This is a genomic window from Nocardia sp. NPDC049190 (assembly GCF_040648115.1).
GTDB lineage: Bacteria > Actinomycetota > Actinomycetes > Mycobacteriales > Mycobacteriaceae > Nocardia.
This window is the reverse complement of record NZ_JBEZDE010000001.1, coordinates 368,909-383,364: the sequence shown is the minus strand read 5'-3', so window position 1 is coordinate 383,364 and position 14,456 is coordinate 368,909. Positions and strand designations below refer to the sequence as shown.

Sequence of the window (14,456 nt, the reverse complement as noted above, 5' to 3'; positions counted from 1 at the left end):
CTTCCCGCTCGGTTCCGCACGCTTCGCGTGGCAGGGACCTATTCGGCCCCAACTCCGCAAAATCCTCTTCTACCAGCTGGTTTTCGTGTTGAGAAACACGCAAGAGTTGGGGATGGCCATAACGGGCGTTGTCTCGTCCTCCGGCTGACGGCGTGTCCGCAATACGCCCCGAAGCTTTCCAGTCGAATCGCCGCTCCGCTACGAATCCCTCTGGCATTCACAAGGAGTCGCACGGAGGAACGGGGAGCCATGACAGCACACAGCCGCATGTCGTCGAGGACCGGCGATCTCACCCCGCCGCGGGCGCGTAACGTCGGTCGGGATAGCTGGATGGTGTCATACCTGCCCGGTCGCACCGTGACTCGCGCCAAGGCCCTCGCGGCGCCACCGGCCGCCGAAGTCGCACCCACCCCGCCGGATTCGGTCGGCGCGCTGAACGACGCGGGTCCGATGGCGGCCGTCGCCGCGCACCGGTCGACGTGGGGTGGCAGTCGCGCCCCGACCCGGCAGCGCGGGATCGGCGCTACGCACAGAGTGGGAATCGCCTGATGCCATGGACGAAGCGGCACCAGCCCGTGGTCGCGCTGCTCGCCTGCGAAGCCGACCCCGGTGTCCTGACCGTCGAACAGGCGCACGCCGCAATGCAATTACACATCGACTGCACCGTGGATCGGTGCCAGGTGCGCCGCCGCGCGCGCACGACACTGGTCCAAGCCGGTAAATGTGTGCTCGACGCACGTGCGCTGCCCTGCTGACGAGGTGGGATCTTCATGGTCGACGATCGCACCCGGCACCTCCGGCTCACTCAGTGCCAGGTGTGATCGGTGAGCGGCGTACGCGGACCGAACTTCGGTCGGTGGAAGTGCCCGCTGATCTCGAGAAGCCGAATCGCCCGATAGCGATGTGGGCGTAGCGGTTCGAGATATTCGATCATCCCGTCGTCGTCGAGCGGGTGACCCACCAGGGTCCAACCGACGGTCGCGGCGAGGTGGTAGTCGCCGACCGACAACGCGTCCGGGTCACCGAATGCCCGCTGCGCGATCTCCGCGGCAGTCCACACGCCGATGCCGGGTATGGTCCGCAGCATCCGCGCAGCATCGGCCGGGCCGACCTGCGCCGCCCGCTCCAGCGAATCCGCCACCCGGGCCGCGCTCACGATGGTCTGCGCGCGCTGCGGGCCGACGTTGGCGCGGTGGTAGGTCCAGGACGGAATCCGGCGCCAAGTGGCGGCAGCCGGTGGCAGCCGCATGCCCTTCGGCGCTGGGCCGGGCGCGGGGTCGCCGAACCTCCGCACCAGGGTGCGCCACGAGGCATGTGCTGAGACGGTGTGCACCTTCTGCTCCAGCACGGCGGGCACCAGCGCCTCGAAGACCAGACCGGTGCGCAGCATGCGCAGACCAGGGAAACGGCGGTGCGCGTCGAGGAGTTTCGGGTGCTCGGGAGCGAACGCGGAGACGTCCTCGTCCAGGCACAGCATGTACTCCAAGCGGTCGAGGAATTCCGCCGCACCGGGACCCCAGGCACGGGCCTCGACCGCGCATGGACCGGATTGAGTCAGTCGGTAGGTGACCGCGCCGGTCGGCAGCCGGGAGGCGTGCCACTGCGCACCGTCGCTGGTGACCTGGTGGCACGGATCGCCGGCGCCGCGACCGAGCGGGGCTATGGTGCACGCCAGATCGATCGGCCGATCCGCCGTCACGATCCTGGCCGAACCGGTCCGGCCCGCTCCCGGCTCGGCCATCGCATTGCGCACCCGACCATTCTGCCCGGCGTTCGTTCGCACGCCAGGATGGGCCGGCGATTACCTCGGCGCACCACGGACGACGACGCGATCAAATATTCATTCCGAATGATCCGGGCTGTGCTTTATTTTGTAACAACCCGAAAAGGCATTGCGATATCGGCTTCGGATCCGCAAACAACTGGCAGTCGCCATGATGGAGGTTCTGATGATCACCACTGTACTCAACTGGTTGCTCAATGCCTGGGGCGGCGTTTCCGCGGGCAGCTCGGGTTACCAGATTCCGCCAGGCACCCTGCCCTTCGGCAGCTGAACCGCGCGCGCACTCGTCGGGACCGGTCGCGATGAGTGCGCGAAAGTTCTATGGACCTACCAGGAACTGCGCAAGATGTCGACATCGGCGCCCTGCCAACGCGGCTGCCTGGGTGCGACAGGAGAACCCGTCGGCGAGGATGATCGCCTCGTCGCCAGCGGTGCGCAACGTGGGCAGCATGCCATTCTCGGCCACCGCGACCGAAATGTCGTAATGGCCGATCTGCATTCCGAAATTTCCCGCCAGACCGCAGCATCCGGTGATTTCCGTCACCTCAACTCCCATGCTGGCCAACAATTGGCGATCTTTGTCGAATCCCAACACCGCATGCTGATGACAATGCGGCTGAACCACCACTCGCTGTCCGGATCGTACCGGCGGACGCCAGTTCGGCTGATCGGCGAGAAACTCGGCCAACGTCCGTATCGCCGCGGCGGTCGCGGCCGATCTCGGGTCGTCCGGCAGCAGCTCCGGGAGGTCCGCGCGCAGTACCGCGGTGCAGGACGGTTCCAACCCGACCACGATGCCGCCCGCGCGCACGTGCGCGTCCAGCGCGGCCAGAGTGGCGCGCAGCCGCGCGCGAGCGCCGTCCAACTGTCCCGTGCTGATCCAGGTGAGCCCACAACACACCCGGCGCTCGGGAATGCGGACACGGTAGCCGAGCGCACTCACCAGACGCGCCGCAGCAAGTGCGATCTCGGGGTCGAAGGCATTGGTAAAGGTGTCGATCCACAGCATCACTTCGCCGGATCCGCTCTCGGTGCTACCCGCCCTCGGCGGGTACGCCGACTCGGGGAGCCGAGCGCCATCCTCCAGCTGACGCCACATCCGCCGAAAGCTGGGCTCGGCGAGGCGCGGCACAGCACGACGTGCGTCGATGCCTGCCGCGCGCAGTCCGCTTCGGCGTAGCGCGGCGCGACCGGCCAGCGCGTTGACGACCCGCGGCATCCGACTCGCGAGGGCGAGCCACCGCGGCAGCCAGCCCAACGAGTAGTGATCGATCGGGCGCGGACGGTGACGGTAGCGGCGGTGCAGCGCCTCCGACTTGTAGGTGGCCAGGTCGACGCCCGCCGGGCAGTCCGAGCGGCACGCCCGGCAGGACAAGCACAGATCGAGTGATTCGGCCACGGCATCCGACGACCACGGCAGCGCACCGCGAACCACTTCCTGCAGCACCCTGGCCCGGCCACGCGTGCTGTCCTTCTCGTCCCTGGTGGCCAGATAGGACGGGCACATGAACCCACCAGTGGCCCTGGTGTCGGCACGGCACTTGCCGACACCGACGCAGCGATGAACGGCCGTGCCCAAGTCGCCTTCGTCGTCTGGGAACGTGAAGCCTTTCCGCGACCCGACCTGCGGCAGCCCGACCAGCCGCAGATCGGCGTCGAGCGGACGCGCAGCGATGAGCACTCCCGGATTCAGCAGGTCGCCAGGATCGAAAAGCGCCTTGTATCCGGCGAAGACGTCGAGCACAGTGCGGGAGTACATGATCGAAAGCAGCTCGGAGCGGGCGCGGCCGTCGCCGTGCTCACCGGAGAGCGAACCGCCGTAGCGCACAACCAGTTCGGCCGCGTCGACCAGGAAGGCGCGGAAACGCTGCGGCGCGTCGATGATCGGCAGATCGAGCCGGACGTGGATACAGCCGTCACCGATGTGCCCGTAGAGCACACCATCCACGCCGTGGTCCTGGGTCAGCGCGGCGAAATCCCGCAAATAGGCACCGAGCCGGGCGGGCGGAACGGCCGCGTCCTCCCACCCCGGCCAGGCCGGGCGTCCGTCCGGCGTGCGGCCGGCGAGCCCCGCGCCGTCGGCGCGGATGCGCCAGAGTACCGCGGCGGCACGAGGGTCGGTGACGATCCTGGAGTCGAGCGCGTCCACGGTCCGGACCAGCCGCCGGGCGACTGCCATCGCCTCGTCCTGCGTCGCACCCGCGGTCTCCACGAACAGCCATCCGCCGCCGCGCGGTAGGTCGGGGACCCGTCCCCATTGCGCGCGCACCACGTCGACCAGCCGCGCGTCGATTCCCTCGACCGCGATCGGCGCGCAGGCGATGACCGCGGCGACGTCATCGGCCGCGGTGGCGATGTCGGGGTAGCCGAGCACGGTGAGCACGGTTGCCGTGGGGAGCGCGACCAACTCGACGGTGGCGTCCAGCAGGAGGCCGCAGGTTCCTTCGCTGCCGACGAACGCTTTCGCCGCCGACCCGCCCCGCTCGGGGAGGAGATGTTCCAGACCGTAGCCGGAGGCCTGGCGGTCGAAACTCCCCAGCTCGGTGCGGAGCACGGCCAGGTGCGCCGCGGTGAGCTCCGCCAAACCCGGCACGTCCGTCAAGCGGTCGGTCAGGATGCGCTCGGTGCCGGTGCCGTCCAGAATCCGGAGCGCGCGCACGGTGTCGGAGGTGCGGCCCCAGGCGACGGCCCGCGGTCCGCAGGCGTTGTTGCCGATCATGCCGCCGAGAGTGCAGCGGTCCTGGGTGGAGGGGTCCGGCCCGAACCGCAGGCCGTGTGGGCCGGCCGCGGCCTGCAACTGCGAAAGCACTACGCCCGGCTGCACCCTCGCGAGGCGCTCCGCGGGATCCAGCGCCAGGATCCGGTTCATGTGCCGACTGAAATCGAGCACCAGCCCGGGACCGATCGCGTTGCCCGCCACCGAGGTTCCCGCACCGCGCGCGGTCACCGGCATGCCGTGGTCGCAGGCGAATTCCAGGGTGGCCGCGACGTCCTCGTCGGTACGCGGAAAGACGACCGCGGCCGGACGAACACGATAGTTCGAGGCATCCGAGGAGTACTCCGCGCGGCGACGCGCGGAGGTGTCGACCTCACCCGCGATCCTGCCGTTCAGTGCCGCCATCCGGTTCCCGGTCACCTCGCCAGCCTAGGCCGCTGCCCGGACTTCGCTCGGCGCGGCGCGGGCTGCTGACCGACCGCAACAACCAGGTCTGATCGGCGCGGCCACCGATTTCGCTGTCGGCGGAACGATACCGCGCCAGGAACGACTTGCTATCAACCTTTGTTGAGGTCTTAGTGTCGGTGGCCTGGTCTTTGATGGGTGCGGAACGAGAGGGAAACGACGTGAGCATCGAATCCGTGGCGTGGAGCCAGATGTACCGACGGGCGAACGCGCCAGTGGAGCAGCGGCCGTTCCGTCGCGCCACCGCCGAACGGATCATCCGGTTCGCCGCACCGCATCGGCGGCGGATCGGCGCGTTCTTGCTGTTCAGTGTGTTGTCGGCGGTGCTGACGGTGGCATCGCCGGTGCTGGCGGGCCGGGTGGTCGACAACATCGTCGGCGGCGCGGCGCCCCGGGTGGTGATCACCCTCGCGCTGCTGATCGGTGCGCTCGCGGTGTTCGACGCCGGGCTCGGCCTGATGATCCGGTGGCTGTCGTCCCGAATCGGCGAAGGTTTGATCCTCGACCTGCGCACCGCTGTGTTCGACCACGTGCAACGGATGCCGGTCGCCTTTTTCACGCGGACCAGGACCGGTGCGCTGGTCAGCCGCTTGAACAGCGACGTCATCGGCGCGCAGCGCGCGTTCAGCGACACCTTGTCCGGGGTGGTGGCCAACCTGGTGACGCTGGCACTCACGCTCGGCGTGATGGTCGGCATCTCCTGGCAGATCACGCTGCTCGCGCTGGTACTGCTCCCGGTATTCGTGATCCCCGCGCGCAGCATGGGCAACCGCTTGGCGGACATGCAGCGCGAGGCGGCCCGGTTGAACGCGGCGATGAGCACCCAGATGACGGAGCGGTTCTCCGCGCCGGGCGCGACGCTGGTGAAGTTGTTCGGTCGTCCGGAACAGGAGTCCGACGAGTTCGCGCTGCGAGCACGTCGGGTGCGCGACATCGGCGTACGAACCGCGATGCTGCAGACCGTGTTCGTCACTTCACTCACGCTGGTGTCGGCGCTCGCGATCGCCCTGGTGTACGGGCTCGGCGGCTGGTACGCGTTGCGCGGGCAATTGGACGCGGGCGCGGTTGTCGCGCTGTCATTGCTGCTGACCAGGCTCTACACGCCGCTGACCGCGCTGGCCAGCGCTCGGATGGAGATCATGGCCGCGTTGGTGAGCTTCGAGCGGGTCTTCGAGGTGCTCGATCTGAAACCTCTGATCGAGGACGTGCCCGGCGCACAGCCGGTACCGGAAGGGCCGGTCGCGGTGGAACTGGACGAGGTGAGCTTCGGTTACCCCGCGGCCGACAAAGTGTCGCTGGCCTCGCTGGAGGACGTGGCCACCTTGGACACCCGCGGCGGGGTCGAGGTGTTGCACAACGTGTCGTTGCGCGCCGAGCCAGGCCAGTTGATCGCCCTGGTCGGGTCGTCCGGCGCGGGGAAATCGACCATCGCCCAACTGGTTTCCCGGCTCTACGACGTCGACGGCGGCGCGGTGCGGCTGAACGGGGTGGACGTCCGTGAGTTGAGTACCCGCTCGATCCAGGAGTCGGTCGGACTCGTCACCCAGGACGGGCACCTGTTCCACGACACCATTCGCGCCAACCTGTTGCTCGCCCGTCCGGATGCCACCGAGGACGAACTGTGGGACTCGCTGCAGCGGGCACGCCTGCGTGCCCTGGTCACAGCGCTGCCAGACGGGCTGGACACGATGGTCGGGGAGCGCGGCTACCGGCTTTCCGGCGGTGAGCGCCAGCGCCTGACCATCGCGCGACTGCTGCTCAAGCAGCCTAAGGTGGTGATCCTGGACGAGGCGACGGCGTCGCTGGACTCGACTTCCGAAGCTGCGGTACAGGAAGCGCTCGCCGAAGCGCTGGACGGCCGGACCGCCCTGGTGATCGCACACCGCTTGTCCACGATCCGAGCGGCAGACCAGATTCTGGTGCTGGAAGACGGTCGAATCGTGGAGCGCGGCAACCACACTCAGCTATTGGCCGCCGACGGACGCTACGCGGAGCTGTACCGCACCCAGTTCGCCGACGACAGCGCCACGGTCGCGGCCTGACCGATCCGTCTAGCGGTCTGGTGATCCGGATAGCAGGTGGTGTCGGCGTCCGGGAGAATCGGGCGTTGCGCGCGCGTCGAGTCCGCCCAGCACGCGGTTCACTCCGTAACGGACTTCCGCTCGCGCGCGTGCGCCGGATCGCCGTCCCACTTGCTCTGCCGAACCCGCGCGAACTCCCGCGCCGCCCGCTCCGCGGCGGGCCGTAGACCGACGATCAGCTGGTATGTCCGCTGTGCGCCGGCATGCTCAGCGCCTCCATCCCTTGGGCGCGAGCAGCGCGACCGCTCCGGACGCGACACCGCTGCGCGACCCGCCGTGAGCATGACGACCGCGGGTTTCGCCCAGGAAGGATCAGAACTCGCCCGCGACGCCGAATACCGTTCGACCGGAGTGGGTTCCGCGCTGCATGGACCGCAGAACATGCTCGGCCTCGGTGATCGGCGCGGAATTCGTCACGGTGGAAAGGTGCTGCGGGCGCAGCTCTTTGCCGAGCGCGGTCCACACCTCGCGGCGCTTCTCGATCGGGACATTGGCGGAATCGATGCCCAGCAGCGCGACCCCGCGCAGGATGAACGGCAGCACGGTGGTAGGCAGGTCGGCCCCGCCGGTGAGCCCGCTGACCGCGACCGCGCCGCCATAACCGATGGCGCTGAGGATGTAGGCGAGCGAGGCGCCACCGACACTGTCCACCGCGGCGGCCCACCGCGCCGAGGTCAGCGGCCTACGCGCCGCGCTGGGATCCTCCGGTAGCCGGCCGATCACCTCGTTCGCGCCGATCTCGCTGAGCAGGTCGTCCGCGTCGGCCTTGCCGGTGGACGCGACGACCTCGAAACCGAGCTTGGAGAGGATATCCACGCTCACGCTGCCTACACCGCCCGTCGCGCCCGTGACCAGCACCGGGCCGTCGTCCGGGGTGAAACCGCGGTCGAGCAGGGCCTGCACGCTCAGGGCCGCGGTGAAACCCGCGGTGCCCAGCGCGGCAGCATCACGCGGGCTCAGGCCCGCCAGCTGGACCACCCACTCGGCGGGCACCCTCGCGTATTCGGCGAAACCGCCATTGTGCGACATCCCGATGTCGTAACCATGCGCGATCACCTGATCACCGCGGGCGAAGTCGTCGTCGGACGAGGACACCACCTCGCCGATGATGTCGATGCCGGGCACGATCGGGTAGTTGCGAACTACTCCGCCCCCCTTGGTGATCGCTAGGGCATCCTTGTAGTTCGCGCTCGTGTACTGGACTTTGATCGTCACGTCGCCCGGTCCGAGGAAATCCTCGTCGACCTGCTGCCGGGTCAGGACGATCCCGCTCTCCGATTCGTGTGCCACCATCGCCCAGAGCTCCATGTCGACGAGCATACGAGTGTCCACCCGGTCCGAGGAGGAGGCGCGACTACTCCGGGACGAGCTCCAGCCGCACACCGAGGAGGCGCACCGGACGCTCGAGTTCGAACCGATCGATGATGTGCAGGGCCGTCCCGGCAATTCGTGCGACATCGATACTCGGTTCCGGCAACTTCTCCTGCTTGCTGCGGGTGTAGAAGGTGTTGGTGCGCACCGTCACCGAAACGCGGGTGGCGACCCGGCCGGCGGCCGCCATCTCCTCGGCCACTTCGGTAGCCAGCCGCGCCACCTGGGCGCGAATCTCGCTGGGATCGGTGAGGTCCGTTGGAAACGTCTCGGATCTGCTGCGACCGACTGGAGTTCGCGGCACGGTGGTGACGTCGGTGTCGCCCTTACCGCGGCCGAGTACCCAGAGATAAGGACCGGTCTTAGGCCCGAACTCGGCGGCGAGGCGCTGCCGATCGGACGCCATCAGGTCGCCGACGGTGACGATCCCGAGCTCGGCCATCCGGGCGGCGATCCGGCTGCCGATACCCCACAGCGCGTTCGTCGGGCGATGCGCCATCACCGCGGTCCAGTTCGCGGCGGTGAGCCGGAAGACGCCCGCGGCGGCGCCCGGACCGGCGCCCGGTTCACCAGATGACTTACCCGTCGATTTGGCGAATCCGGTAGCCAGTTTGGCCGTGAGCTTGTTATCACCGATGCCGACCGAGCAGGTCAAGTCCAGTCGGTCGATGGCGGCGCGGATCTCCTGGGCCAGGCCTTCCGGGTCTTCGGTGTCGGCGGCGAGAAACGCCTCGTCCCAACCCCACACCTCGACCCGCCCGGGGAAACTGCGCAAGAGCGACATGACCTCGTCGGATGCCTTTTCGTAAGCGGCCATGTCGAGCGGAAGGAACACGGCTTCCGGGCACTTGCGCTGCGCGCTGCGCAGCGCCATTCCGGCGCGTACTCCGAACGCACGCGCCGGATAGGACGCGCAGGTCACCACTTTGCGCGGTTCGGCGGGGTCGCCGTTCCCGCCGACGATCACCGGCAGACCGCGCAGTTCCGGATGACGACGAAACTCCACCGCTGCTTGGAACTGGTCGAGATCGACATGCAGCAGCCACCTGGACATATGCCGTTCTTACCGCACGACTCCGACATATTGTCGGAATTGCCGCCGGATCGTAGCCGTTCCTACCGCGGCGCGGGCCGTACGATCGCGAGAAGAACGACAAGGGAGTCCCGAGATGGCCCACGCCCGAGACGATGCTTCGAAGGCACTGCCCGCGATTCGAATCGGCGATGCCGATCGCGAGAGCGCGGCGCGCCAACTACAACTCGTGGTTGAGGAAGGTCGGCTGGACCTGATGGAACCGGACAGGCGGTTGGTCGCGGTTGGTTCGCCGCTGCTACGCATCGATGGAGAAGTGGGAACCGGCGTGATCACCGCCCGCTATCCGCACCCGCCGCGACGCTCCTTCTTGGCGTTGCTGCTGCGCCGCCCCCGACCGGTGGCCTGAAGCTTCCCGCTCACATTCGTCCATTGCGCAACCGGACGCCGGACAGGAGGCAGGATGCGCACTTTCCACTCGTGGATCCTGCAGGCCCATATGTTTCGCCTCAGGGATCTCCTTGTAAACAGCTTTCAGAAGGTCGGTCGCCACCAAGGCGAAACATTACTTGCGTGCGGACGGGAATTGAATAGGAGCGCAATAGGTCTCACCGACATCGATTACGCGATCAAACAACTCAGCCACGGATCGAACGTCTTCCCGGCACTGGATAAGCCGCGGGGCGTATTGCCGGAGGACCCCAGGCACCTTCATGGCCTGTGGTCACAACTTTCGTCTGCCGACAAGGATGCGCTGTATCGCGCCGACCCGTTCATCGGAAATCGCGACGGTATTCCGCATGTCGATCGCGATCATTACAACCGCAAGAATCTCGCCGCCTGGTACCAGCAAGCGCTGATGATGCCCTACGAGCCGCTGAAACGCGCGCAGGCCATCAATCGTTGCGGCCTGATCGATCGCTCGCTCGAATCCCCGGAGGGATCACCGCGGCGCTACCTCACACGGCTGGACGAGGATTTTCGAGTGGCCATCTCGGTCGGAAACCCGGATAAGGCCGCGTATGTGGTCACACAGGCCCCCGGCACCGGCACTAATCCGTTCGGAATCATGAATGCGACGGACAGGTCGGAGAAGATCCGCCAAGCGGCTCTGGCGATCGACCCGAACGTGGAAACTGCCGTGACCACGTGGTTCGGTGACCGGCCACCGCTGCCCAGCAGAGCCGGCGACACTGTGCCCGCGCAGAACGACGCGCAACCGCTGCGCAGCTACCACGAGGGACTGCGCGCAACCCACGAGGGACCACCCGCGCAACACACTGCCCTCGGCTATTCTTCTGGCGCGGTCAACATCGGCCACGCCGCCATGCAACCCTTGCATGCCAACAATCTCATCTTCGCCGGGGGTTTCGGCACCGGCGTCGAACGCGCCGCCGACCTGCGCCTCGTGGGCGTCGACGCCGAGGACATCGGGCGGCATGTCTTCGCCACCGTCGCCCGGCACGACTCCATTCTGCTGATGCCCAAGGTGCATGGCCCACCCCCAACTGCTGCCGAGTTCGGCGGCACCGTATTCAGCTCCGACACCGCCCGCGGCCCATGGACTTCGTTGGGCTGGAATCCGGATATCCACACGTCCTACTTCGACAGCAACAGCCGATCCATGCGCAATATCGGTCTCATAGTCACCGGCAACGGTCACCTCGTCACGTGACCGCACCGGGTGCGAGGAGGACAACGGACATGCCCACAGCAATCTCGGAAGCCATCGCGCGGCAACAGCTACATCAGTACTTCGTCGAGACTCTGCGCAGGCTTCCGCGGGAGCTGTCTCTTTCCCGAAGCAATCCGGCGGTGCCGCGAGCGGACTTCACTACAGGAATCACTCTGCCCTGCGACGACGGCGATGCCGGACCGAAGTACTTCGATATCAGATACTGGCTGATCGGTGTCACACCCGCGACGTCTGACGCCCATTTCGACCTTGTGGTCACCGCATGGGCCAGTATGCGATGGCCGACGGGAACCGATCGCGCGGCTCGGCCCCGGGCCGCGTTCTGCCGCACACCCGACCACTACGGACTGACCATTCAGCAAAGTGTCGACGGGCACCTCAGCCTGTCCGGTTCCACGCCACCCTTTCTCACCGACGCTACGGGCGGGGATCCCTTGCCGACTTCGATCGCGCATCCGTGACCGGATTCGGCTTCGCAAATCTCATTCTCGCACCTGCCAGGCGAGATCCCGCCTGTCCGAGCGCTGTTGGGCGGGTATGGCGGCGCGGACAGCGGTTCGGCTCGATACACGGCGAACGGGCAGATATCCGCGCCCTGCACGTTCGTCTGTCAGGCCGTAGCCGCGAAGGCCTGATCCAGGGCAGGTTCGGCGACCGGCTCGATGGCGTAGCCCAGGATGTCGGCGACGTCGGCAACTGGACGGACGTCCAGTGCGGCAAGCACTTCGGCGGGGACGTCGTCCAGGTCCGGCTCGTTGCGTGCTGGGATGAACACTGTCTGCAAACCGGCTCGCTGGGCGGCGAGCAATTTCTGCTTGACGCCGCCGATCGGCAGCACCCGTCCGTTCAGAGTGACTTCACCGGTCATACCGACATCCGAGCGGACCTGACGGCCGAGCGCCAGCGACACCAGGGCGGTGACCATGGTGACGCCCGCGGACGGACCGTCCTTCGGCACCGCGCCGGCGGGGAAGTGGATGTGGATATTGCGATCCAGTACCGCCGGTTCGATGCCGATCTCCTCCAGGTGCGAGCGGACGTAGGTCAGCGCGATCTGCGCGGATTCCTTCATGACCTCACCCAACTGGCCGGTCAGCGTCAACGAGCGCTCGCCTTCGGCGGCATTGGCCTCGATGTAGAGGACGTCGCCGCCCGCGCCGGTCACGGCGAGGCCGGTCGCCACGCCAGCAACCGCAGTGCGTTCCGCTGAATCCGGGGTGAAGCGCGGACGACCCAGGTAGTCCTTCAGATCACCGAGACCGATGGTGAGGGACTGCGCGTCATCCGCACCACTCGGGGATTTCGTCAGCGCCTGCTCACCCAGGTCGGGGTCGGCACCCGATCCCACCGGGACGGTTCCATCCTCGGAGAGTCGGGTCGCGGCCTTACGCAGCGCCTTGGCGATCAGCCGCTCCATCTGCCGGACACCGGCTTCCCTGGTGTAGTTCGCGGCGATTTCTCGCAGTGCCTCCTCGGTGATGGCCACCTCCTCGGCGGTCAGCGCGTTGCGCTCCAGCTGTCGGGGCATCAGGAAGTCCCGGGCGATGGCCACCTTGTCGTCCTCGGTGTAACCGTCGACCGTGATCAACTCCATTCGGTCCAGCAGCGGGCCCGGGATGGTCTCCATCACGTTCGCCGTGGCGATGAACAGCACGTCGGACAGGTCCAGGTCCAGGTCCAGGTAGTGGTCGCGGAAGGTGTGGTTCTGCGCCGGGTCCAGCACCTCGAGCAGGGCGGCGGCCGGGTCGCCGCGGAAGTCCGAGCCGACCTTGTCGATCTCGTCCAGCAGCACGACCGGGTTCATCGACCCGGCCTCCTTCATAGCGCGCACGATACGGCCGGGCAGCGCCCCGACGTAGGTACGCCGGTGACCACGAATCTCCGCCTCGTCGCGTACGCCGCCGAGGGCGACACGGACGAACTTGCGCCCGAGCGCCCGCGCCACCGACTCACCCAACGAGGTCTTGCCGACGCCGGGCGGGCCGACCAGCACGAGCACCGCACCCGAACCACGTCCGCCAACGACCTCCAAGCCTCGGGCGGCCCGGCGAGACCGGACGGCCAGGTACTCGACCATGCGGTCCTTGACCTCGTCCAGGCCGTGGTGATCGGCGTCCAGGACGGCGCGAGCGGCCGAGACGTCGGTGCTGTCGGTGGTCTTCGCCGTCCACGGCAGCTCCAGCACGGTATCCAGCCAGGTCCGGATCCAGCCCGATTCCGGGCTTTGATCACTGGCCCGCTCCAGCCTGCCGACCTCGCGCATGGCCGCCTCGCGGACAGTGTCCGGCAGGTCGGCCTGCTCCACCCGGGTGCGGTAGTCGTCGGCGCCGTCGGGCTCGTCTTCACCGAGTTCCTTGCGGATGGCGTTGAGCTGCTGGCGCAACAGGAACTCGCGCTGGCTCTTCTCCATGCCCTCGCGGACGTCTTCGCTGATCTTCTCACTGATCTCGGATTCGGCGATGTGCTCCTTGGTCCATTCGATCAGGGTGGTGAGCCGCTTCGCCACGTCAGGGGTTTCGAGCAATTCGCACTTCTGCTCGGCGGTCAGGTATGGCGCGTAGCCCGCGGTGTCGGCGATCGCGGACGGGTCGGTCAGTTGGTTGACCGCGTCGATGATCTGCCAGGCCTCGCGCCGCTGCAGTACCGAGACGACCAGCTTCTTGTACTCGGCTGCCAATTCCTTCGTCCGGCCGTCCGGGGTAGGCACCTCGACCAGCTCGGCCTCGACCCATAGTGCGGCGCCGGGGCCGGTCACCCCATGTCCGATTTTGGCGCGCCGCTCGGCCTTCAGCACGGCCGCGGGCGCGCCACCGCGCATCCGGCCGACCTGCTCGATCGTCGCGACCACGCCGTAGGAGGCATAGCCTGCGGTCAGCCGGGGCGCGAGCAGCACAGCCTCCGTCTCGGCCGCGCGGGCGGCATCGATCGCGGCCTGCGCCGATTCGTCCAGTTCGATGGGCACGACCATGCCCGGCAGCACGATCGGATCGGTCAAGAACAGCACCGGCAGGTTCTGTGGTGTAGTCACGTGTTCGACCCTTCCAAAAGTTGAGCGATGCCTACTCAACCCCGGGTCCATCGGGTTTGTTCCGCCGTGCTCAGGTGGTTCGCTGAGGGCGAACTACCTGTTGTCCGCCACGGTGATTTCGGGGCGGCGCCTTGTCCTCGCTTCGCAGTCCTCGCTTCGCACTGTGGTCCCGGCCGGAGAGGGTTCTCGGTCGCCGTGTCGGGTAGGCGGCGACGCCCGACTCGCTGCGTTGCGCCGCTATCGCACGGTTCGTCTTTCGACGCGCCGATCGAGATCGCGCCCG

The 14,456-nt window shown here is 67.5% G+C and carries 11 protein-coding genes; 6 read left to right on the top strand and 5 right to left on the bottom strand.

The window, feature by feature from the left end; all coding sequences use genetic code 11:
* The first annotated feature begins 249 nt into the window (after positions 1-249).
* Entirely contained in the window at positions 250-549 is a 300-nt protein-coding gene (locus AB0B25_RS01450; RefSeq protein WP_357172979.1) for a hypothetical protein, read from the top strand.
* Positions 549-755, top strand: a complete 207-nt coding sequence (locus tag AB0B25_RS01445) for a hypothetical protein (protein ID WP_357172976.1) — start codon at positions 549-551, stop codon at positions 753-755. Before AB0B25_RS01450 ends, AB0B25_RS01445 begins: the two co-directional genes overlap by 1 nt.
* Positions 756-805: 50 nt before the next feature.
* On the opposite strand, the gene AB0B25_RS01440 is transcribed toward AB0B25_RS01445, so the two are convergent.
* Together AB0B25_RS01440 and AB0B25_RS01435 are read right to left on the bottom strand one after the other, a co-directional pair.
* Positions 806-1,741 carry a DNA-3-methyladenine glycosylase 2 family protein gene (locus AB0B25_RS01440; RefSeq protein ID WP_357173283.1) on the bottom strand — a complete coding sequence of 312 codons (936 nt, stop codon included), beginning with the start codon at positions 1,739-1,741 and terminating at the stop codon, positions 806-808.
* 361 nt (positions 1,742-2,102) lie between these two features.
* Positions 2,103-4,904 (bottom strand): FAD-binding and (Fe-S)-binding domain-containing protein, encoded by a 2,802-nt coding sequence (locus AB0B25_RS01435; RefSeq protein WP_357173281.1) that lies wholly within the window; start codon positions 4,902-4,904, stop codon positions 2,103-2,105.
* 221 nt (positions 4,905-5,125) lie between these two features.
* On the opposite strand from AB0B25_RS01435, the gene AB0B25_RS01430 reads away from it, so the two are divergent.
* Positions 5,126-7,006, top strand: a complete 1,881-nt coding sequence (locus AB0B25_RS01430) for an ABC transporter ATP-binding protein (RefSeq protein WP_357172973.1) — start codon at positions 5,126-5,128, stop codon at positions 7,004-7,006.
* A gap of 351 nt (positions 7,007-7,357) precedes the next feature.
* Here the strand turns inward: AB0B25_RS01430 and AB0B25_RS01425 are convergent, their stop codons facing one another.
* Positions 7,358-8,353 (bottom strand): oxidoreductase, encoded by a 996-nt coding sequence (locus AB0B25_RS01425; protein WP_357172970.1) that lies wholly within the window; start codon positions 8,351-8,353, stop codon positions 7,358-7,360.
* Between the two features lie 46 nt (positions 8,354-8,399).
* On the bottom strand, positions 8,400-9,470 hold the full coding sequence (locus AB0B25_RS01420; RefSeq protein ID WP_357172967.1) for a DNA polymerase IV: 1,071 nt from the start codon (positions 9,468-9,470) through the stop codon (positions 8,400-8,402).
* Between the two features lie 115 nt (positions 9,471-9,585).
* Between AB0B25_RS01420 and AB0B25_RS01415 the strand changes: the two genes are divergently transcribed.
* The 3 genes from AB0B25_RS01415 to AB0B25_RS01405 all read left to right on the top strand — a co-directional run bounded on the left by AB0B25_RS01415 (position 9,586) and on the right by AB0B25_RS01405 (position 11,606).
* The gene (locus tag AB0B25_RS01415) at positions 9,586-9,858 is read left to right on the top strand and encodes a DUF1707 domain-containing protein (RefSeq protein WP_357172964.1); all 273 of its coding nucleotides are present in this window, start codon (positions 9,586-9,588) and stop codon (positions 9,856-9,858) included.
* A 177-nt stretch (positions 9,859-10,035) separates the two neighbouring features.
* On the top strand, positions 10,036-11,124 hold the full coding sequence (locus tag AB0B25_RS01410) for an alpha/beta hydrolase (protein ID WP_357172961.1): 1,089 nt from the start codon (positions 10,036-10,038) through the stop codon (positions 11,122-11,124).
* 29 nt (positions 11,125-11,153) lie between these two features.
* Positions 11,154-11,606, top strand: coding sequence for a hypothetical protein (locus tag AB0B25_RS01405; RefSeq protein ID WP_357172958.1), 453 nt, complete (start codon positions 11,154-11,156; stop codon positions 11,604-11,606).
* Between the two features lie 149 nt (positions 11,607-11,755).
* Here the strand turns inward: AB0B25_RS01405 and lon are convergent, their stop codons facing one another.
* The gene (gene lon / locus AB0B25_RS01400) at positions 11,756-14,113 is read right to left on the bottom strand and encodes an endopeptidase La (RefSeq protein WP_357173279.1); all 2,358 of its coding nucleotides are present in this window, start codon (positions 14,111-14,113) and stop codon (positions 11,756-11,758) included.
* Positions 14,114-14,456: the final 343 nt, after the last annotated feature.

Coding starts and splice junctions, on each gene's coding strand:
- AB0B25_RS01450 (WP_357172979.1), top strand. CDS start 250: ATGACAGCACACAGCCGCATGTCGTCGAGGACCGGCGATCTCACCCCG.
- AB0B25_RS01445 (WP_357172976.1), top strand. CDS start 549: ATGCCATGGACGAAGCGGCACCAGCCCGTGGTCGCGCTGCTCGCCTGC.
- AB0B25_RS01440 (WP_357173283.1), bottom strand. CDS start 1,741: ATGGCCGAGCCGGGAGCGGGCCGGACCGGTTCGGCCAGGATCGTGACG.
- AB0B25_RS01435 (WP_357173281.1), bottom strand. CDS start 4,904: ATGGCGGCACTGAACGGCAGGATCGCGGGTGAGGTCGACACCTCCGCG.
- AB0B25_RS01425 (WP_357172970.1), bottom strand. CDS start 8,353: ATGGAGCTCTGGGCGATGGTGGCACACGAATCGGAGAGCGGGATCGTC.
- AB0B25_RS01420 (WP_357172967.1), bottom strand. CDS start 9,470: ATGTCCAGGTGGCTGCTGCATGTCGATCTCGACCAGTTCCAAGCAGCG.
- AB0B25_RS01415 (WP_357172964.1), top strand. CDS start 9,586: ATGGCCCACGCCCGAGACGATGCTTCGAAGGCACTGCCCGCGATTCGA.
- AB0B25_RS01405 (WP_357172958.1), top strand. CDS start 11,154: ATGCCCACAGCAATCTCGGAAGCCATCGCGCGGCAACAGCTACATCAG.
- lon (WP_357173279.1), bottom strand. CDS start 14,113: ATGGTCGTGCCCATCGAACTGGACGAATCGGCGCAGGCCGCGATCGAT.